We start from the raw sequence: 18,599 nt of genomic DNA on the forward strand, positions 1-18,599 counted from the left end.
GCCGATATCCTTACAGAGGCAGGGTGAAGGACGGGATCGGACGAACCAGCATCTCGTCAGCAAAGATTTTCGATTGTTTGCGCAGCGACGTGCGCAGCAGGCCACGGTGCGACGTGAAGCGGTTGCCCTCAAATCCAGTCGTGACCTGCGCCTGCATGGCGTATTTCACCGCTGTGGGGCTGCCGGTGTGGGTGATGACAGCGGTGTTGCCGCGGATGACGACGCCAGTGATTGTGCCGCCGGTCAGCTGAAAGCCAAAGAAGGCGTCGATGCCTTGGCCGTTGTATTTTGTGGCGGCTTCCAGCTCGAGCGTCTCATCCTCGCGCAGACTGTCGAAATGCAGGACCAGCTGCGTCGGGGACGTGCGCACCGGGCGCGGGCGTTTGATGGTCCACGTATTGCCGGCCTCGACCTCCGAGATAGCCCAGGCGTTGGTTTCGCCCATGATCATCGTGACCTTGGCGTCCGGGTGGACGTTGTTGTCATCGATCGGATACCAGTATTCGATCGCGCCGAGGACGGCACCGCCCTGCTCGCAGATATCCAGAATATCGTCGCAGACCGCCCAAGGCTGCGTGGTGATATTCGTGTTGCCGCCCGGCTGGCCGAAGATATAGCGCGGCGTCGGGAAGCCGATGGAACGCCAGAATTCGAGGCTATGACCCTGCAAATCCCACCACTCTTGCGCATACTCACCGCGCAGCATGTTCTGGGCGCTGGTCCCGTGGCACCAGACATGCCAGCCCGGCAGGATCTTCTTGCCCGCCGCATTTGCCCACTGCAGCGACGACTGCGACCAATGCGCAAAATTGCTCCAGACAATGGCGTTGGTCGTATTGCCCGTGTCGGGGTCGTCGTCCATCTCCTCGATGGGGATGCCTGCGATACCGTGGCAAGAGGTGACGACCGGGATTTGCGGCAGGCCGAGATCCTTGCGGTGCAGGTTCAGGACGGCGAACGTTCCGAAGGCCAGCCCCGGCGCAGCAGCGCCCGGCATTCCTCGCTCAAGGCCGGTGCCGTGGTTCAGGAGATTATACCCCTGCCCGCGCGGCCCGAGGGTGTCAGCGATCAGCACATTGTCGCCGCGGGTCATGCCCGCCACCTCAAGGCAGCCGTCATTTGCCAATGCGCGTGCCTGCGACACCGTGAATGCCGCGTTGTATGGCCCGCCGACTGTCAAGGACTGGCCGTTGACGCCGGATAGCTCCACCTCGGTCGTGGACAGGAACTGCCCGCCGATGTTCAGCGCATCACGGCCACGGTCCCAGAAGTCCTGCGACATGATGCCGTCAAAGCCGCCATCAGCGCCGTATTTCCAGACCCAGACCGCGTTGCCGTCAGCGTCGGTGTCCAGCACGCGGGCGGTCTGCCCCTGCACGGTCTGCACCACGGCATCGACCGGCTGGGCAAAGACGCGCGGGGCGGCGTTCACGATGGTCCGATCCCCGAGAATGGCGATCAGCCCGGTTGCGTCCCAACCCATGATCGCGCGGCGCAGCGCGTCGAACGTGGTCCAGTTTGTGCCATTCTCCAACACGGTCTCTAGCGGTGCCTCCAATTCGGCGCTGATGTCACCCATGATCAGGTTCAGCGCATCGATCGCCGAGGCACGAAGCGCCGCCTCGGCGGACAATTCGGACCGGGTGACTTCGCCACTCTGGATGCGCCAGGTGCTGCCATCCTTCACGGCCTCGTAGAAGCGGCCAGCCGAGAGGTACGCAGCGGCCAGTTCCCCGCCGGCCGCGTTCCTCAGAGAGACCGCGCCCTGCCCGGCGATGTTGATTGTGACAGCCCCGGTGTTGGGCGACTGCGCCTGAAAGCGGATCCTGCGAAGGTTCGCGGCGAATATGCCTGTGCCACCGACATCGGCGGGCAGCGCAGCGGTGATGGCATCGCCAGTTCCGGAAATTGGGGTGAGCTGCACCGTGCCGGTCAGCACGTCAGCCGTGATGCGATTCAACCGTTCGGTCGCCATCTCCGCGAAAGAGATATCACCGCTCACGATCCGCCAGTTGCTGCCGCGCCGCTGCAGGATGTAATTTCGCCCCGCCACGATTTCGCCGCCGACAAGCGCTTGTCCATCGGCACCAAGGACCGGCGAAGCGGCCGAGATCCCGCCGACGGTCAACTGCATCGGCCCGCTGTTCGAAGACGTGAAGGACACACTCACGAAATCGCCATTCGCAATCGCGCTGACGATCGATGCAAACACGCCGATCGCGGATGCAACCGGCCAGTTGGCTATACCCCCGGTGATGGTGAGCGGAATAATTCCGCCGCGCAAAAACGTTGCCAGCCCGGGAAGGCGCAGCAACACCCCCCAGGTCGGGGCGCTGCCGAAGAGAGGATCGTCACTCGTCTGCCCCGGGCCGCGAACGGCAAAGCCGCCATCCTCAATGGTGATGATCCGACCATAGGTGCCGGGCAGTGCAGCGTTTCCAGCAGCAACCGCCGCCGCACGATCGGCGAATATCTTGCCGCCATTGGCGATCACCGCGCCGAGTTCCGCGTTTATCTGCGTGACGACTTCATTCATCCAACGGCGGATCTGCTCTTTGGATGGAGCTTGACCGCCGACGTAGATGGCGCCGGGGGTATCAGTCGTGACGACCATGTTTCACCTATCTTCAGGCTGGATAATTGCCGACCAGAACCGGGTCGGATTTGACTTGGCTGGCGTTCTCGGATTGCAGCCAGTAGCGCGCACCCGCAGCGGGGATATTCGAGGTCATCGTGACCTCTGACGACGTGTCATAGGACCAGGGCAGCACCGGAACCGCAGCGCTGAAGGGCGCGCCGGCAGCGGCCCGGTAAAGTCCCGTGCGATGATAGTTGGCGCCGAGGTCAGGCTTGAAAATGACCGTCAACAATCCACCGGCTGAACCGCTCGCCGAAAACACCACGGGCGCACCGGGGGCCGTCCCGTTCGCAACGACCTCGATGCCCGTGACCGTCGTGTAGGGCGACTTCGCAACGAGATCGCCGTCCCTGCCGAACCCGGTGAAAGCCACGAACGTCCGGACGTCGTATTCCGCACGATCCCGCAAGGCCGGCGTGCGGAACGAATACCCTGCCGCTACCTTTTCACGGATCATGTCGGTCCATGGCCCGCTTTCGTCGCTGCGCTTGAACTGCGCCGCTGCCATCAGTCCGGGCCGGGAGGTGTAGTTTCCGGCAACCCGGATGTAGGGATCTCCGTCATTCGTCACGACATCGAGGCTGGTGATCGCTGCCGACATGGCATCCGTGCCGCGATCGATCTCCACTGGGATCGAGGGCGGTTCCCCTTCCTCTGCCGGCGTCATATCGAAACTGCCGGGGTGCGCCTCGATCAGCTCGACCGTGGTGTTGGTGCCATCAAACGACAGCGCATCGATCCAGAAAGGCACGGCGTTGAGGCCGAGCCGGGGTATCGTCACGAAAACCCGACGTTCGCCGATCAGGCGCAGGCCATAGGCCCGAAGCTTTACGGTCATCCGCCGGGCCGGATTCATCAGCGCCAGTTTCTGCTTGCACAGATGCGCCGCTTGGCCGTGGTGCTGGACGGCCAACAGATCTATGCCCTTTGGCTCTCCCTCGCCCCATCTGGCAATCGCGGCGGCATCATCGACCGGGTCGGCGTTGGTTTCCTGCCAGTTGGTCTGTGGCGCGACATAGGTCGCAACCAGCGTCGTCACACGGTTGATCCGTTCCGTCCCTGCCCCGTATTCCATCTCAACAATCGGGCGCTCCACGATGGTGATGGTGGGCGCACGCCACACGCCTGCCTCAATCGCAAGCTTGCCCTCCGGGTTAACCCATGCGCGCCCGCCCATGGCGTCCAGCATCTTCTGCGCCGTGTCTTTGATCGGGTCCGAGGCTGCATAGCTGAGACCAGCAAGATATCGGGGCCGTGTGCCGCCCACTGTCGGGATATTGGCCAGGCAGTCGTTCCGGGCGATCGAGAGACTGGGCAGATCGATGTCATCGGCTGACACTGGACCAGAGGCGGGGTTTGCCATGATGTGTGACAGGAAAACCGGCGGATTGCGCGCGCCGGTGATCGTGCTGCCATCGAACGCCCAATAGGCCGGCATGCCCTCAATCAGCGCTGTGACCTCGGGCTCGCCGCCGGAATACACCTCGGCAATGTCGTCACTGCCGACGGCGTCGAACGTCGCGAGGATCGTCCCCACGCCGCGAAGGCGGTGGTTCACGGTCCATTGGTTTGGAAACGCGCCGCGCAGCTCCGGCCAATCGCCGCCGTCCCATTGATCGCCTTGGATACCTTTGCGCCATTGCAACCGGACGTTGCCCTTTTCCCAGGGCTGATCCGTCACGTAACCGTCCGCGTCAACCGACACAGGCTCGCCGTCCAAATACCACTGCAGGACGTTGGTCATGCCGCCGTCCGCGACGGCCAGCAGCTTGTAAAGCCGGCGCGTCCGGACATCGATGCCAAGGACCGGAGGCAGGTTCACGGTATGCGCCCAATCCCAAAACATCACCGCCCCGCCTGTGCGAACCCTGCCGAGATGGTGAATGCGCTGCGCATTGCTGGATTTCAGTTCGTTCTGCAGTTCCTGCGGGCGCGGGCCTTTCGGTGCCGTGATCTTGGCAACCGCCATGTTCAGAACGACCGAGGCCACGCCTTTCAGAATGGCGGCGCCCGCCGCCCCAGCAGCGCTGGCACCCGTCCAGACTGCTGCCAACCAACCGCCAACTGCCGGCATCAATCACCCCATATGGATAAAGCAGCGCAGCGGGTCATCCCGACGCCGCGCGGGGTCCGGAACAGCCAGTGACTGCCAGACCAGATGGCCGAGACCTGACGGCCCCGGAATTCGATCACACCGATATCGCCCTCGGACGGGATGACCTTGCGCGGCAGGACAATTTCAGGCGCAACCGCCACGACCAGCCCGCAGGAGGTCAGCGCCAGTGCGCCGGTCTCGCTGTCATATTTGCCGCGTAACCGGGCCGCAGGATCGATGCCCCAGCGCAGCACGCACCAATCAGCAACCCAGATAGTGCAGTCCTGCTTGCCCCAAGCCCACGGCAAGCCTGCCGTGGCCTGCACATAGGCCGCAAGGTCAGCCGACAAGCCAGCCTTTGATCTTCTTGCCGACCAGAGATGCGGCGTACTGGCAGCCCAGATCGCCGGGCGAGCGGCGCTGCTGATCGCGGTCAGTATATTCGCCCAATGGGGTGTAGTTCCGATAGGCGGCGATCGTTTCGGTCCGGATGCGGATCTGCGCGAGCGCGGCAGTCTCTTTCGGCTTTACGTCGACGATGCGTCCGACATGCATAACGATCGCATCCGCCGGAAAGCCGCGCACCGCCCATAGCTGCCGCACCAGCTTGCCCGACCAGACCGCCGGATTGTTCAACGCCTCATAGGCCAGCAACTCACCCTCGCGGGATCCGACCTTCCAAGCGGTGTAATAGGCCGGGTTCGCATCAAACGGGTTGGGCGAGATCTTCAGCGGATCGGCTGAGATCGCGCCATAGGACGGGGCCCAGACCTGCCCCGCGAACGTCAGCGGAACCTCGGTTTCGTTGAGCCAATACTGCGTGCTGCCGAAATTCAGGTGGAACAGGCGCACCAGCGGCACGAAATCGGGATCCTTGTCAAGGAACTCGGCCAGCGCGGGGGTCATCGATCGAACGCCTCCACGAAAGACAGTGTGATGCTTTCCCCGCGCCGCAGCAGCTCGCGCGTGCGTCTGCCCTGCATGTCATCGGCGAAGCGGCCATAAAACCGCGGGGGATCTGTGATCAGCGCGGCACCGGCGCCGATCGGCGTCCGGAGCGACGGCTCGAAGTTGACCAGGCCGGCCGCATTGCTGGAGACGACCCGGTAAAGAAAGCCGTTTGCCGAGAACATGTCTCCGATGCGCAGATTCGGGCGGGTGGGATTGCTGACCCCGACGGTGAGCGTGTTGACGCCGGCGGCGACTGCGACAGTCGTCAGCAGGTTCAGCGTTCCGGCGGCGGCATCGGCGAAGCCGGTGCCATCATCCCACCATGTCCCGTCGTCAAACGGATACTGCACCGGGCTGACGCCGGCATTGTAACGGAACGGGTCGCAGATGCAGAGATTGGCGATATTCTCCCGCCCACGCATCTGGGACACCTTCGCCTCGAGCTGCTTGACCCGGGTGCCGTCGAAGTCGCGCGGGATGGTGATGTCCACCTGCCAGACCCCCATGCCGGAACCGATGATCTGCGGCACACCGCCAAGGTTGGCTCCGGCCTCGCGCGAGCTCCACTTGATGAAATAGCTGACATCGAGCGGGCGCATCAGGCTGCAGGGCCAGTCGATCACTTGTGGCATCAGGAATACCGCTCTTGATAGCTGGGCATATTGTTCTGCAGCATGTTGACGAAATTGCGCTCATACTCTTCCCGCGCGGCCTGCATCGTCATCGCCAGTTCGGCCTGCGTGACGCCGGGGGCGATGCTGATGCTGGGCGCGAATGTCGCGCGTAGCGTGTTGCCACCGGGGCGACTTGCCAGGGCAGCCTGCGCCTGTGCGACGTTGAGGATCGCGCCGGAATGCGAGGGCACGAAGATTTCCGAACGCGGCGTGTGTTCATTGACCTGATAGGCCAGACCGGCTTTGACGCCACCGCCGCTGGCCCGGAAACCGTTGATGCCGCGCAGACTATTCGCCATCGCATCGTTTCCGACAACCCTCTGGCCGCCGCCGCCAAAGATGCCCGAGACCAGACCGCCCAGTAGACCCCTGCCCGAGCCGGACGCCAGCGCGCCCTCGTTGAACAGCGCGGCCTGCAGCGCGGCGCGGGCGAACATCTGCGCCAGATTCTTCAGCACGTCAGCGAAGCTCTCACCTGCGACAATCGAATCCAGCAGACCGTTCTTGGTCATCTCCTGCGCATCGGCCATCAGCTGTTGCGCTTCAGCGGCCTTGCCCTCGGCAATCGCGCGCTCGTTGGTCGCGATGATCTCGTCGCGCTTGGCCTCGCCCAGGGCGGCAATGGCTTGGCGATAGGTCATCGACCCATCGGCCATCATCGCATCGAGGTCTACCTGACGCCGCTTTGCCTCTTCGAGCAGCGTGAAAACGACGCGCTGCTTTTCGACCTCGGCGGTGACGTCTGCGATCGCACGCGCCTGCGCGGTCTCGTCCATGCCGGACGCCTTGATGGCAGCGATCTTCTCGGCTTGTTCAGCGGCCAGTTCGGCCTGTTTCTGCTCGGACAGGAGGTTCTTCGACAGCTGCAGGCCGTAGTCTTTGACCTGCTTGGCGATCCGCTCGCGTTCCCGGACCTCTTCCTTCAGTTTCTGAGTGGTTTCGGCATGAGCCTTCCTTGCAGCATCCTCGGCGCTGCCATTTGCAGCGAGCATGCCCTCCGCGCGAGCGAGGTGAACGGCAAATTGATCACCACTCGTGGCCGCAGTGACATTGCCAACGACGCCGCCCGCGGCGAGATCGGACGCATTCACCTTACGGGCATCCCCTGCGAGAACGGCGGCATAAATATTGGCTATACTGTCGCCGGCTTTCACGCCCGCGTCCTGTAGGTAGCGGCCGGTCGCAATGACCTGTTCGGTGATCGAGGAATCCGGGGTCACGCCATATCGGGGTCCGGATCCTTTGTCGCCGAACTGGATCAGGCCGAAATGCTGGCCTTGGCTCGTTGTGGGCCCCATGACATCGGGGCGCAAACGACCGCCGGTTTCGAATGACATAACCGCCAGCAGATCCTTGGCGGCAATCCCCATCTGTTCTGAAAGAGCTACGACGGCGCGAACCAGTTCCTCATCGGCGCTGCCGGCACCGCTCGCGCGGCGGGCCACGTATTCTGCCTCGAAGCCCGCAGCGGAATTGGCCCATTCGTTGCCCGCCATACGGCTGTCGGCATATTCCTTGTAAGCTCGGGCCATCGAGCGGTACGAGGCGTCGGATTCGCGCGCGAGCTGGCGGACCTTTTCTGCCTCGCGGTCGATCTGCTTGATGACCTCGTTCGAGGACGCAATGCGATCCTTGTCCCCGGTCTTCACCGCCTGAGCGAGCATTTCCTCTGCGGTCTGCCGGTCATTGGCCAGCTTTTTCAGCTTCTGCGTGTTGCTGTCATAGGCGTCGAGCAGCTCTTGCTGTGCCTGCTGACGGGCGCGTTCGACTGCAGATGCCTGATCGGCCGCGGCCTTGAAGACGGCGATCGCGGTTTCGATCATCGTCTTCGTCTCATCACTGAGGTTCTTCTGATCCGCCGTCACCGACTGGAGCAGGCCGAGATAGGTTTCCATTGCCGGAGCCAGCTCGGCGGGGCCCTTGGCTCTGCCGACGGCCTCAAGGGCCTGCGCCAGCCTGATTGCCTCTTCGCGGGTAATCTTGAGCCGCTTTTCCATGTTTTGGATCGTATAGGGATCAAAACCGCGAAAGCCGATATTGCCCTGACCAATATCCATGGCTTCGAGATCGGCGACGAATTGCGGGGTCATGCTGCTGCGCAGATCTCCGAAGCCCGACGACATCTTGGCAGCAGTGCCGAGCAGATCCCGTACCGCCATGGCCCCCGTGAAGTTTGCGGTGACATCGTTCACCCGCTGGATTTCGTCAGCCAGATCGCCGTATTGCATCCGCAGCTGGTCGATCGGCGTGGTTTGCGCCTCGACCGCGTCGAGGTAGGCCGTGGTCGTCTCCTCAAGGCTCTTGAGCTTGTCCTCCAGCGTCTCGGTATCCTTGGCCATCCGCAGCAGGGCAGCACCAACAGGCACCGCAACGGCCACGCCAAGCCCAGCCATGGCACCCCACGCGCCCATGGCGCCCAGGAACTGCGGGGCCTGCTGCGCAAACGCCTGCGCCGCGCTGGTACCAGCCTGCACCTGCACCGCGAAATCGCCCGCCTGATAGCCGAACTGCTGCATCAGGTTGCCGGTGCTGCCGATTTTGCGCCCTGTCTGTTCGACGCTTTCGCCGGCACCTTTCATCTGCTGCGCTGCTCTGACGACCTCTGCGGTGTATTGCTTTTGGCTGATGGCGCCGACATCCATAGCGCGATCAAGGCGCTTGACCTGATCTTCGTAAATCTTTGCGGCCCGATAGGCTGGGTCATATGCGCGGGCCAGACGATCGAGATCCCGTGCATGGGCCCGCGCGGCCGCAGTGTTTGAGACCTTGCCCTGGGCGTCCTGAAACGCCTTTTGTGCCTCCTCTCCACGCTTGCGAAACGCGGCGACGACCTTGTTCTGTTCTGCGACAAGTTGGGCGTCCGAGAAGCCCGCCGATATGATCAGATCCGGTTCTTCAGCCATCAGAAGCCCACAATGCCCATTTTCTTAAGTTCGTCGTCGCTCAGCGTGTCAGCCGACCCGCCGCCTGTTTGCTTCCAGCCATTGGCTTTGCCGTAACCCTCGACGCAGGCCATGAATTGCCAGGGCGTCATTTCCCCTACTTGCCGGGGCGTGAAACCGAGGACCGCACCCAATCCGTAGTAGCTGCTGAACTTCCATCTTCCCCGGGGCCGGGGTTCGGCGTCGGATCGCCCGCCGGCAAATCCTCCCCCACGGCATCATCCGGAGGGCCAAAGAGGCACAGTGACAGCGCGGACTGCGCCGGAACCTTCAACAGTATCAGCGGCTGCTGACTGGCCACGCGATGCACGAGGTTCTTCGCGTCCTCATCCCCCATGCCACCACCGATCAGCGCATTGCGGATGACCTCAATCAGCTCAGACGCGGCCCACTGACCCGCGTTGATCTTGTGCAGCAGGAACTCCGGACCGCAGTCGGTCGCCTGCTGGATAACCTCCAGCTCGGCAATCCCGAGCCGGAAGGCATGTTCACCGCCAGGCCAGCGGATGACGGTATTGGCCATTATGCCGCCCGCGCAATGCGGGTCGGGGTGCCATCGAACTCCAGCTGGATCGAGGCGGTCACCTTTTGGCCCTTGGTGCGCTGGTTGGTCAGCGTGGTCATGATTGCGGGACCGCGTTCATACTGCGTGGCAGCAACCGCTGCATTCTGATGGCCGAGGCGGATCAGCTTGCGCTCGCCGTTGTAGAACCAGTCTAGCATGATGTCGTTCGATTGCTGCGCCCAGACACCATCCGCCGAGATCGAAACCTGCAGCGAGCGGAAGTCGCGTTCCTGCCGCATTGGCTGGCTTTCATCATCACAATCAGCCGGAACTTCACTGGTGTCCCAGGTCGCCGTGCGGGTGATCGTCACGCCCACAAGGCCGCACAGCTTTGTCCACTCGGTGCCGCCCTCGTTGGTCGCGACCTCCAGGGTCATTTGCTCGAACCGTTCGGTAATCGGAGCCGCCATGTCTTATCTCCATGAAAAAAGCCGCCCGAAGGCGGCAGAGGTGCAGGGGTGGGGCCTGACAGTCAGGAACCCGGTTCATCGGCCCGATCGGCCGCACTCGCCCTGCCCTTGCGGACAGACGGCTTAACTTCGGTGGCGCGCCCCGCCTTCACGGCGGCGTCGATGAATTCGCGCGGGTAATACTGCGGCTCCGGCTTCGGATAGGCTGACCAGCCCGCGTTGCGCTTCATGCTGGTGAAGTGGAATTCTTCCGTGAAAATGGCCTTAGCCATTGCGCCATGCCTCCCTGATTGCCGCGCGGACCGCTTCGCGGATCTTCTTGCGAAACTCGGCGCGCTTAGCTTTCCATGCCGGATAGAACGTCGGCCGCGCCGGCAAGCCGTCCCGCGTCCCGAACTCGTGGAACCGGAAATAGAAGCCGTCGCCAGCTCCGGCGTAAATCCGGATCCGCAAAGTGGCGTATTGGTCGCCCTTGTTCTTGCCCGACCGGATTTCGTCGATCATGAACGTCCCGGGCGGCAGATCGCCCCAAGTCCAGCCGATCGAGCGCAGCATGTCGCCCGACCCCTGCTTGAACGTGCTGCGCACCAGATTGCGGATATAGTCGCAGATATCCTCCGCGCCCTCTTCCATCGCCTTGCGCGCCGCTTCGACGGCGACGTCAGGGATCTGCTTGAGCTTTGCCACAATGCGCGGATTAAGCTGCGCCATTGTCCTATAACCCGAGCTTTTGCCTGATGATCTTTTCCGCCAATTCTCCGGCGATCTGAGCCAGCTTGCCGAATGAAAGCGCAGCCAGTTCGGACGGCTTCAACGCACTTTTCAGCCGCTGAAGTACGTCTCCTGATCTCAAGGCACCCAGAAACTGATGCCCGCGCGTGGACAGGTCTTTGACGAGGTACTCCTTGACATCGTCGCCTTCGTCACCTGCCCAATAGCCGTTTGTATAATCCAGCAGTCCATCCTGACACAGCCGTTCCACATGCCGGGCTACAAGCCGCTCTGGCCAACCGGAGATCTCGACGACCTCTGCCGTTGCGGTATTTCGAGCTTCGACTTCCAATAATATTGCGCGGATAAGATCCAGATCGTTCTTCATGCTGACCCTCATGGTGATTCTGCACCATCAGTTTCAACCCGAGTCTCCACCTGCACCACACCGTGCACAGACACGCCGTCCGGATCGTCCATTACACGGACCAGTGTGACCTCGAACGGATGCATGGCGACGTCTGCTGTGTCGGCGAAACCCCTCAGCGCCGCGGCCACGTCATCAGCCAGATCCTCAAGCGCCCCCTTGTTCGATGCATTGTCCCAGAGGTCAATCTGGCCGGTCCACAGCTTGCCCTCGATGCAATCGGCATCGTCGGGTGACCAGTAGCTCGGGCCCATCGTGGCGTTGGGATAGGGGTCGTCCTTGCTGGTCTTGTCATAGACCTGCGCGTTGAGTTCGGGCACCTGTGCGATGATCCGGTTCTGTATGATCCGGCGAAGGATGCGGCCAGCTTTCATCCGACTGCCTCGACAAGCATGTCCAGCTTGGCACGATCCTCCGACTCTCGCGGATCCTCCTTCAGCTGGTGAATCTTGCCATTGATCACCACGTCCCATTCGCTGGTGATCAGATCGGTGTCGCGCGTGCGAAACACGGTGACGGAGGCAGGCGATTTTGCGGTCACCCGCGCCTGCATCACGGATTCACCACCTCGCATCGGCGCATATTTGCACCAGACCGAGAACCGATCTTCCATGCTGGTGATGATCTGGCCATCTGGATTGCGGCCTTTGACGGGCGAACGGAACACCGCCATCTTGCTGAATTCGCCAATATCCATGGTCAGACCCGAAGCAAGCGGAACGGCGAAATCAGGTCATCGACCTCGCGCGGGATACCATCCGACTTCCCGGACCGGACCCAGTAGAAATGCCCGGTCAGCATCAGGATGGCGCGCGTGATCGCGGGCGGGACGTCTGCCGGTGCGCCAAAACCTGCGGTGAAGGTGAAGCGCGCGGGCCGTCCCAGACCGCCGCGAATGCGCAGGCCGCAAGCCGTTTGGTCGAACAGGATCTCGCCCGCCTGACCATCGGTAAACACTCCGGTCACTGCCGAGATGTCAGGAAACGGCAGGGCAATGGTGCTGCCCAGCCGGTCGATATCGCCCTGCCAAACCTGATTGACGATGCAGCGGCGTAGAACGCCGCGCCGACCGTCCAGCCAGGAAACGGCAGCCTTGATACAGCCTTCGATCACGCCATCCTCATAGTCCCACGAGACCTTGCAGTAATCCTTGGCCTCAGCGACCGTCACGGGAAGGTCCGACGGTGGCGTGATCAGCTGCAGGCGCATCAGTCTTTCGCGCCCTTGCCATAGACGGACATGTCGAGGCCTTGGCCGGCGAATTCATCGGCCTGGGGCGAAACACGCTTCGGGTCGTTCCAGTCGATATTGTTCTGCTCGGCGACCGTTCCTTCGCGCGGGTTGTCGTCGGCACTGGGATGGCCCAGATCGACGGCGCCAAGGATCGCCGGTTCGATCACCGCGCCCGACGCGCCGTCGAGTTCGGTCGCGGGTTGCGGGTCAGCCGGCGCGGTCACCGCGGGGTCCGGAGCTGTTGCAGCTGCTTGCGTCGCCGCGTCTTCCTGTTTCTTCGGTGCCATTTTCCAGGCCTCCATAAAGTGGGGGTGATCCGCCGGCCCGCGAAGGCCGGCGGCCGTTTCATCAGGATGCCGCCATGCGCAGGACGCGCAGCGCGTTCGGGTCCAGCAGCCCGCCACCGACGCGCTTGGTCGAGTAGAAATGCACGTAGGGCTTGTTGGTGTAGGGGTCGCGCATGACGCGGATGCCCAAGCGATCGACGATCAGGTAACCGCGTTTGAAATCGCCGAAAGCGATCGGATAAGCACCCGCCGTCGCATTCGGCATGGCCGCCATTTCCGTGACCGGGAACGCCAGCACCTGCTGGGGCTGGCCTGCCTGGAAGGACGGCTGCCACAGATAGTTGCCGTCGCCGTCTTTCAGCTTGCGGATGCGGGCGAGCGAGGTGCGGTTCAGCACGAAGCGCGCATTCTGCGACAACTCGCCCGGCAGGCTGTAGACCAGATCGATCAGCTCATCGCTGGTGATCGCCGTAGCACCGGCGACGGTTGTGGTCGGGATCGCGCCAAACGGGTGTGCCCCTGCGTTGGTCGCGCCTTCGGCATAGGTCAGGAACCCAGTCGGCTTGTTCACGCCGTTGCCCGCGACGAAAGCAATGCCTTCCTGAAGCGAGAACTCTTTCTCGACTTCATTGGCGAGCCACGCCTCGAGATCGACTTCGCTGTCGTCCAGAAGCTGCTGGGTGGCAGCCGGGTTGGCGTAGATCTCGCCCGGGGTGTAGGTCATCACCCCGAAGGTGCCGGTCGCGGTCTGCGGGCGCGGCGCGGTCTCGCCGACCCAGCCGGACCCTGTGCCGCCAAGGTTGAAGATCTTCTTGAACCCGGCGCCGGAAATCGACTGGATGGTCGCGATCTGCCGCATGGGCGAGACCTCGACCAGCTTGTCGGTGATGGTGCGGTCCCATTCGATGGGCGCAAGATACCCGCCTTCGGCATCCGCCCCTTTGTTCAGTGCGGCGTTGACATCGCCTTTACGGAAGTGCGCACTGAAGGCGTTGCTGTATTCCGGGTCGCGCGGCGCACCATCCGTGCCCGGGCCCCCAAGCTGCAGCGCGGTCATTTGCGCGGCCTGTGTGTCCAGCGCGCCCTGCAGGCTGCTGATCGACGCCTCGAGCTTGGTCAGCTTGTCGGTACGAACGACATCGGACTGGCCATCCTTCAGTGCCTTCAACTCAGCAGTATGGGTGGATTTGAATTCCTCGAATGCGGCGTTCAGAGCCGCAAGCATGGTCTTTGGGTCACCGCCGGCATCTGCGCGAACGGCAACGATCCCGCGCGCCACCAGCGCCGGGTGTTTCATCATGCCCATAGTGTTCCTCACTTTCTGAGCGTTGCGATCATCGACTGCACGAGTGCAGCCATTCCGTCGTCAGCGCCGGGCGTGACGGTCGTGGCAGCGTCAGGCTTGCCACCCTTGATCTCGGCCAGAAGCGCACGGCGTTCCGACCGGGAAACATTCTGCTTGGCGAGAAGCGTATCGACCTTGCGAAGCGCGTTGGCACCGCCTTCGGTCCGATCCTCAAGATCAGCCGCCAAGAGCGTATCTGCCAGTCCGGCAGCGAGCGCATCCTCGCCATTGAACCAGGTCTCGGCATCCATCCAGCCTGCCGCCTTCGCGCGGTCCACCTTGGCCTTGTCGGCATAGACCGCCGCCATTGCCGCATCGAATGGTTCCATGGTCTTCGCGGCCTCGGCCATATCGTGGCGATTGCCGACGGCAACGACCCAAGCATTGTGCACCATCAGAAACCCGGCGCGACCGATCTGGACCTCATCCCCCGCCATTGCGATGACCGAGGCAGCGGACGCAGCAAGACCAAGGACGCGCACGGTGATTTTGCGCGAATCCTGCCGGAGCTGATTATAGATCGCGACGCCTTCGAAGAAGTCACCGCCCGGGCTGTTAATATCGACGATCACTTCGTCAGCCTTGATCGAACGAAGCGCTGCCGAGATCCGCTTGGCGGTCACTCCCTCCCCCGTCCACCAGTCTTCCCCGATCACGTCGAGGATGCTGATGACATTGTCCCGATCGCCGTCCGCGGCCCGCAGGCCGGACGACCAGCGGTCCATCATCTGCGGCGACGGTTCATAAGCCTGAACCTGTGCGGGGCGCGAGACCCGGATTTCAGGCGCTGCGCGCTGTGTCATCGGTCGTCTCCTTTGCGGCGGATTTGACGGGCTGGGCGAGATCATCCCGCAGCGGCAGGTCCATCCAGTCGCGGACCTCTTCGACATGCAGCCAGGGCTGTTGGTTGTTCACGCTCAAACCGCGCGAGAAGAATTCTGCCTGATCCTTCATGCTGCCGCGCAGAAGGGCCGCCGCGTTGAATTTGGCATAATAGAGATCCTGCTCCCGGTCGCTGAGCAGGCAACGCGAGATCGCCTGCTCCCAGGCTTCAAACCACGGGCTCAGCCCGTACCGCACAAAAATCTGACCGAGCACATCGATGCCCGTGCCCCAAGAGGTGTCGTTGATCATTAGCAGCGGGCGCGGAACGCCGAAGACGCGCGAGATTTCTTCCACTTGGTGGCTACGGGTCTCGAGGTGCTGGCTATCTTTTGCCGTGGTCGCGAACGGATTGGCCTTCAGGCCCTCCTCGAGGATCATCCAGGCATTCGAATTTTCGGCACCCTCATGATCGGACATGCTGGCTTTCAGCCGTTCAAAAGCCTCTTCGGACAGTTTTTTGTTGTCCGGCATTTGCAACGCGCCACCGGCCATCAGGCCTTTCTGGAACAAGCGCCCCGCCGCGCGATCGGCCTGCAGCGCCAGTCCGATCGCCTCTGCGGCCTGTTTGACCAGCGACCTGCCGGTCAGCCCGTCCAGCGTAAACCCGCGCAGGTGGAACACGTCCTCTGCCGGCATTATGCGCTGGCCGCCGTTTTTTGCGGTGAACTTGTACCTGACCGTCAGGTTATCCAGCTGCTCGACGACAACGCGCTCCGGGTCCATGGGCAGCAGCGCAATGACCTGATCTCCGCGCGTGACCTTGGCCGCATAGGCATTCCCATGGAGGAGCGCCCAAGCTTGCATCAGCTGGCGAAACTCGAAGGCCGTCTGCCAGCCATTGGGCTTGCGGTGCAGTACCTTGAACAACGGATGGTCCGAGGCTTTTTCCCGAGCATCGCCCTGATGATAGAGATGCACCGGCAGCATCGCCATGGCGTAGGACAAGAGCGACACGCAGCGGAAAACAGCCGTATTCTTGAGCGCAGACTGAGGCGTCACAATGGCACCGCTGGCAGATGCCAGACCGCCCCGCATGAACTGGGCCAGATAAGGATCGGTCAGATCACCGATCAACATCGAGTCGTTCAGCGCGCTGACCCGGACCGAGGTCGGCTCTGGTGCGGCGGGGGCCGCATCGCGGCGGAACCAGTTCAGAAAACCCATCAGACCCTCCGAATCCCGCGGGTCTCATAGACGGACGGCCCCACGCCTTCAGGGTTGCCGAACATCAGCATCGCGGCGTTGAAGGTCGCCATCAGGGCGTCGATCTTCGCGCTTCCGGCCACCTGCTTGGTCACGATGTAATTGCTCCCCTTGAGCTCGGTTTTCGCGTTGCCGACATTCCAGGTCATCAGACCGGTAGAGCCGTGAATGAATTTTCGGTCTTTAAGGCGGCGCGGCAGCGTGAGCACCGCCTGCTGCAATTTCCATCCCTGACCGATGCTGATGAGCCGGTCGTCGGCGTAGCCACGCGCCTCAAGCTCATCGAGAAGTTCAGCGATACCGTGGCTGTCTAGGGCGATTGCGGGGCTGTCGATCGGCAGCAGGCCCGCCGCTTCGAGCTGATCGATGCGATCGCAGGCGCCCGTAACATCGTCATTCACGTTCTCGCAGATGGTCAGATCACCATCCTTCTCGAAGTCGCGCAGGCGCGGCGCAATGTCCTGCCGTTGCTTCAAGACATCATCGAACGCCCAGCAATGTGCCCAATGGAGCCATTTCTTGGTGATACGGTGCCGGCCAATGGCGGCAAGCGCGAAAAGATCGTCCAATCCCCCGCCATCTACACCGGCCACGCAAACCTCGGACTGGTCGATCAGATCGTCGAAGGTGAACTTCCTGTCACCGCAGGCAATCCAGTAATTCGCACCCGGCCAGCGATTGGCATGCAGGCCCATGCCGATTTCGATATTGAGGTGCTGGGAGGCCCAGCGGATTTCCTCCTCGATCCCCTTGCTGACCGCGCCCTGATAATCGGCGACCAGCCTGTCGAGCGTCACCGAACGCCCGAGGTTTGGGAGCACCATCGGCCAGACCTTCGGATCCCGCCATGCTTTGTCCTCGGAGCTCTGCATCTCCACGGGGAATTCGTAGAGGATCGGCAGCATCCGCACCCCGGCGGTGATCGTCCCGTCGCGCACGCCACGCGCATATTGCAGCTCGGCCTTGAAAACCCCGGCGGGCGGGATCTCCGATTGCGTGGTGATGATGATCAGAAGGCTTTCGTCATTGGTGATCATGCCGCCCCGAATCTGGCCGATCACACGCGCCGCATGGTTCATTTCGGCCATGAGATGCAGCTCGTCGATGATCGCGAATGCCGGGATCGAGCCGGTGACGACCTTCGGGTCGAAGCTTTTGATCTTCAGCTTTGCGTTCATCCGCACGCCGGTGTCTTCGTCCTTGTGCAGGTCGAGGATCGTCTTTTTGTGCTCGATCACCTTGAAGCGCTTGGTAAGGTATGGATCGGCAGCGATCATCCCGGCCGCCTGGGCGAAGCACTTTTCCGCCACCTCCTGCGTCGGACCGATGATGACGCCATCGATGTTCGGGCGCCGGTTCATCATCATGGCGACCAGCCCGAGCGCGGCAGCATTGGTCGTCTTCGAGTTCTTCTTCGGGATCAGGTTCAGGATTTCACCCACAAACCGTTTGCCCGTTTTCGCATCCACCGAACCAAATGCGGCACGAACGATGTCCCGGATCCAGTCGCCGCCAGCCTCGGCCATCGTCGGCTGACCGGGAATGTCGGGCACTCGCAGCAGGTTGAACAGGTCCACCGCGGCATCGGCAAGGACATCATCCAGCGGCAGATCCGGGATGGGCGTCCTGCCCTGGCGCAATTTATCCGCCCAGTCAGGGCAGGAAAAAGACACGCCATCGAGCGGCATCAGTGACGGCTCTTCAGGCGGTTGAAGATATCGCCGTAGGTTTCAGGCACGTTCTGCGCTTCGAGTACCGCCTGTTCTTTCTTGCCGATCGGCGCGGCCGGTGCCGCGTCGCCGTCATCGCGGTCCTCGGCATCCTTGCGATTGCGAGGCGCGACCGGCGCGGCGTCTTCGTATCGATCGAGCAATGCTTTGACCGATGGTACATGACCCTCGCGCGCACGGCGGTGCAAAATGTCCAGCATCTCGCCGACCATGAACACGCGTCCGGAAGACAGCTCACGGGAAAAATACTTCCGCAAGGTCTTCGCATCGCAGCCGATATCTTCGGCAATCATGTCATGCGTCCAGCCGTCAGCCGCGCGGCGGGCCACAAAGGCTTGATTTTCTTTGCTAACGCAGAACGATTTGCGACCACGGCGATCCCGGATCGGCAGCAGTGGCTGGCCGAACAGGTCGACCTCCTGCCCGCCATCGGAGTTTTCGTGATCCACAGGAAAAAAATCTCCAGCTGAGGGGGGCGCGGGTCTAGGCCAAACCGGCCCCCG

21 protein-coding genes are annotated in these 18,599 nt (G+C 62.4%); all 21 read right to left on the reverse strand.

Annotated elements, in window-relative coordinates; genetic code table 11:
• Positions 1-10: 10 nt before the first annotated feature.
• Positions 11-2,614 carry a hypothetical protein gene (locus FN835_RS12500; protein WP_142663562.1) on the reverse strand — a complete coding sequence of 868 codons (2,604 nt, stop codon included), beginning with the start codon at positions 2,612-2,614 and terminating at the stop codon, positions 11-13.
• A 13-nt stretch (positions 2,615-2,627) separates the two neighbouring features.
• Positions 2,628-4,712: a phage tail protein gene (locus FN835_RS12505; protein ID WP_142663563.1), complete on the reverse strand. Its 2,085-nt coding sequence runs from the start codon at positions 4,710-4,712 to the stop codon at positions 2,628-2,630.
• Entirely contained in the window at positions 4,712-5,083 is a 372-nt protein-coding gene (locus FN835_RS12510; RefSeq protein WP_142663564.1) for a DUF6950 family protein, read from the reverse strand. The genes FN835_RS12505 and FN835_RS12510 overlap by 1 nt, the downstream gene beginning before the upstream one ends.
• A complete protein-coding gene (locus FN835_RS12515) occupies positions 5,073-5,639 on the reverse strand; it encodes a hypothetical protein (RefSeq protein WP_142663565.1) in 567 nt (188 codons plus the stop codon). Before FN835_RS12515 ends, FN835_RS12510 begins: the two co-directional genes overlap by 11 nt.
• Positions 5,636-6,316 carry a hypothetical protein gene (locus FN835_RS12520; RefSeq protein WP_142663566.1) on the reverse strand — a complete coding sequence of 227 codons (681 nt, stop codon included), beginning with the start codon at positions 6,314-6,316 and terminating at the stop codon, positions 5,636-5,638. Before FN835_RS12520 ends, FN835_RS12515 begins: the two co-directional genes overlap by 4 nt.
• The gene (locus tag FN835_RS12525) at positions 6,316-9,261 is read right to left on the reverse strand and encodes a coiled-coil domain-containing protein (protein ID WP_142663567.1); all 2,946 of its coding nucleotides are present in this window, start codon (positions 9,259-9,261) and stop codon (positions 6,316-6,318) included. Before FN835_RS12525 ends, FN835_RS12520 begins: the two co-directional genes overlap by 1 nt.
• The gene (locus FN835_RS21770) at positions 9,261-9,392 is read right to left on the reverse strand and encodes a hypothetical protein (RefSeq protein ID WP_281285409.1); all 132 of its coding nucleotides are present in this window, start codon (positions 9,390-9,392) and stop codon (positions 9,261-9,263) included. The genes FN835_RS12525 and FN835_RS21770 overlap by 1 nt, the downstream gene beginning before the upstream one ends.
• A 5-nt stretch (positions 9,393-9,397) precedes the next feature.
• Positions 9,398-9,823 (reverse strand): gene transfer agent family protein, encoded by a 426-nt coding sequence (locus FN835_RS12530; RefSeq protein WP_142663568.1) that lies wholly within the window; start codon positions 9,821-9,823, stop codon positions 9,398-9,400.
• Positions 9,823-10,275: a phage tail tube protein gene (locus FN835_RS12535; RefSeq protein ID WP_142663569.1), complete on the reverse strand. Its 453-nt coding sequence runs from the start codon at positions 10,273-10,275 to the stop codon at positions 9,823-9,825. Before FN835_RS12535 ends, FN835_RS12530 begins: the two co-directional genes overlap by 1 nt.
• Before the next feature lie 62 nt (positions 10,276-10,337).
• Positions 10,338-10,547, reverse strand: a complete 210-nt coding sequence (locus FN835_RS12540; protein ID WP_142663570.1) for a hypothetical protein — start codon at positions 10,545-10,547, stop codon at positions 10,338-10,340.
• Complete coding sequence (locus FN835_RS12545; RefSeq protein ID WP_142663571.1) at positions 10,540-10,986, reverse strand: HK97 gp10 family phage protein; 447 nt, start codon at positions 10,984-10,986, stop codon at positions 10,540-10,542. The genes FN835_RS12540 and FN835_RS12545 overlap by 8 nt, the downstream gene beginning before the upstream one ends.
• Before the next feature lie 4 nt (positions 10,987-10,990).
• A complete protein-coding gene (locus FN835_RS12550; protein ID WP_185958661.1) occupies positions 10,991-11,374 on the reverse strand; it encodes a DUF2513 domain-containing protein in 384 nt (127 codons plus the stop codon).
• A gap of 8 nt (positions 11,375-11,382) precedes the next feature.
• Positions 11,383-11,787: a DUF3168 domain-containing protein gene (locus tag FN835_RS12555; RefSeq protein ID WP_142663573.1), complete on the reverse strand. Its 405-nt coding sequence runs from the start codon at positions 11,785-11,787 to the stop codon at positions 11,383-11,385.
• Positions 11,784-12,110, reverse strand: a complete 327-nt coding sequence (locus FN835_RS12560) for a phage head closure protein (RefSeq protein ID WP_142663574.1) — start codon at positions 12,108-12,110, stop codon at positions 11,784-11,786. The genes FN835_RS12555 and FN835_RS12560 overlap by 4 nt, the downstream gene beginning before the upstream one ends.
• Positions 12,111-12,112: 2 nt before the next feature.
• Positions 12,113-12,622 (reverse strand): head-tail connector protein, encoded by a 510-nt coding sequence (locus FN835_RS12565; protein WP_142663575.1) that lies wholly within the window; start codon positions 12,620-12,622, stop codon positions 12,113-12,115.
• Positions 12,622-12,933, reverse strand: a complete 312-nt coding sequence (locus tag FN835_RS12570) for a hypothetical protein (RefSeq protein ID WP_142663576.1) — start codon at positions 12,931-12,933, stop codon at positions 12,622-12,624. Before FN835_RS12570 ends, FN835_RS12565 begins: the two co-directional genes overlap by 1 nt.
• A gap of 61 nt (positions 12,934-12,994) precedes the next feature.
• Positions 12,995-14,233, reverse strand: a complete 1,239-nt coding sequence (locus FN835_RS12575) for a phage major capsid protein (RefSeq protein WP_246098725.1) — start codon at positions 14,231-14,233, stop codon at positions 12,995-12,997.
• A gap of 14 nt (positions 14,234-14,247) precedes the next feature.
• The gene (locus FN835_RS12580) at positions 14,248-15,006 is read right to left on the reverse strand and encodes a head maturation protease, ClpP-related (protein ID WP_246098726.1); all 759 of its coding nucleotides are present in this window, start codon (positions 15,004-15,006) and stop codon (positions 14,248-14,250) included.
• Between the two features lie 52 nt (positions 15,007-15,058).
• On the reverse strand, positions 15,059-16,327 hold the full coding sequence (locus FN835_RS12585; RefSeq protein WP_221930417.1) for a phage portal protein: 1,269 nt from the start codon (positions 16,325-16,327) through the stop codon (positions 15,059-15,061).
• Entirely contained in the window at positions 16,327-18,054 is a 1,728-nt protein-coding gene (locus FN835_RS12590; RefSeq protein WP_142663578.1) for a terminase large subunit, read from the reverse strand. Before FN835_RS12590 ends, FN835_RS12585 begins: the two co-directional genes overlap by 1 nt.
• The gene (locus FN835_RS12595) at positions 18,054-18,545 is read right to left on the reverse strand and encodes a hypothetical protein (protein WP_142663579.1); all 492 of its coding nucleotides are present in this window, start codon (positions 18,543-18,545) and stop codon (positions 18,054-18,056) included. The genes FN835_RS12590 and FN835_RS12595 overlap by 1 nt, the downstream gene beginning before the upstream one ends.
• Positions 18,546-18,599: the final 54 nt, after the last annotated feature.

This window comes from Paracoccus laeviglucosivorans (assembly GCF_900182695.1).
GTDB classification, from domain to species: domain Bacteria; phylum Pseudomonadota; class Alphaproteobacteria; order Rhodobacterales; family Rhodobacteraceae; genus Paracoccus; species Paracoccus laeviglucosivorans.

Coding starts and splice junctions, on each gene's coding strand:
- FN835_RS12500 (WP_142663562.1), bottom strand. CDS start 2,614: ATGGTCGTCACGACTGATACCCCCGGCGCCATCTACGTCGGCGGTCAA.
- FN835_RS12505 (WP_142663563.1), bottom strand. CDS start 4,712: ATGCCGGCAGTTGGCGGTTGGTTGGCAGCAGTCTGGACGGGTGCCAGC.
- FN835_RS12515 (WP_142663565.1), bottom strand. CDS start 5,639: ATGACCCCCGCGCTGGCCGAGTTCCTTGACAAGGATCCCGATTTCGTG.
- FN835_RS12520 (WP_142663566.1), bottom strand. CDS start 6,316: ATGCCACAAGTGATCGACTGGCCCTGCAGCCTGATGCGCCCGCTCGAT.
- FN835_RS12525 (WP_142663567.1), bottom strand. CDS start 9,261: ATGGCTGAAGAACCGGATCTGATCATATCGGCGGGCTTCTCGGACGCC.
- FN835_RS21770 (WP_281285409.1), bottom strand. CDS start 9,392: ATGACGCCCTGGCAATTCATGGCCTGCGTCGAGGGTTACGGCAAAGCC.
- FN835_RS12530 (WP_142663568.1), bottom strand. CDS start 9,823: ATGGCCAATACCGTCATCCGCTGGCCTGGCGGTGAACATGCCTTCCGG.
- FN835_RS12535 (WP_142663569.1), bottom strand. CDS start 10,275: ATGGCGGCTCCGATTACCGAACGGTTCGAGCAAATGACCCTGGAGGTC.
- FN835_RS12540 (WP_142663570.1), bottom strand. CDS start 10,547: ATGGCTAAGGCCATTTTCACGGAAGAATTCCACTTCACCAGCATGAAG.
- FN835_RS12545 (WP_142663571.1), bottom strand. CDS start 10,986: ATGGCGCAGCTTAATCCGCGCATTGTGGCAAAGCTCAAGCAGATCCCT.
- FN835_RS12550 (WP_185958661.1), bottom strand. CDS start 11,374: ATGAAGAACGATCTGGATCTTATCCGCGCAATATTATTGGAAGTCGAA.
- FN835_RS12555 (WP_142663573.1), bottom strand. CDS start 11,787: ATGAAAGCTGGCCGCATCCTTCGCCGGATCATACAGAACCGGATCATC.
- FN835_RS12560 (WP_142663574.1), bottom strand. CDS start 12,110: ATGGATATTGGCGAATTCAGCAAGATGGCGGTGTTCCGTTCGCCCGTC.
- FN835_RS12565 (WP_142663575.1), bottom strand. CDS start 12,622: ATGCGCCTGCAGCTGATCACGCCACCGTCGGACCTTCCCGTGACGGTC.
- FN835_RS12570 (WP_142663576.1), bottom strand. CDS start 12,933: ATGGCACCGAAGAAACAGGAAGACGCGGCGACGCAAGCAGCTGCAACA.
- FN835_RS12575 (WP_246098725.1), bottom strand. CDS start 14,233: ATGATGAAACACCCGGCGCTGGTGGCGCGCGGGATCGTTGCCGTTCGC.
- FN835_RS12580 (WP_246098726.1), bottom strand. CDS start 15,006: ATGATGGACCGCTGGTCGTCCGGCCTGCGGGCCGCGGACGGCGATCGG.
- FN835_RS12585 (WP_221930417.1), bottom strand. CDS start 16,327: ATGGGTTTTCTGAACTGGTTCCGCCGCGATGCGGCCCCCGCCGCACCA.
- FN835_RS12590 (WP_142663578.1), bottom strand. CDS start 18,054: ATGCCGCTCGATGGCGTGTCTTTTTCCTGCCCTGACTGGGCGGATAAA.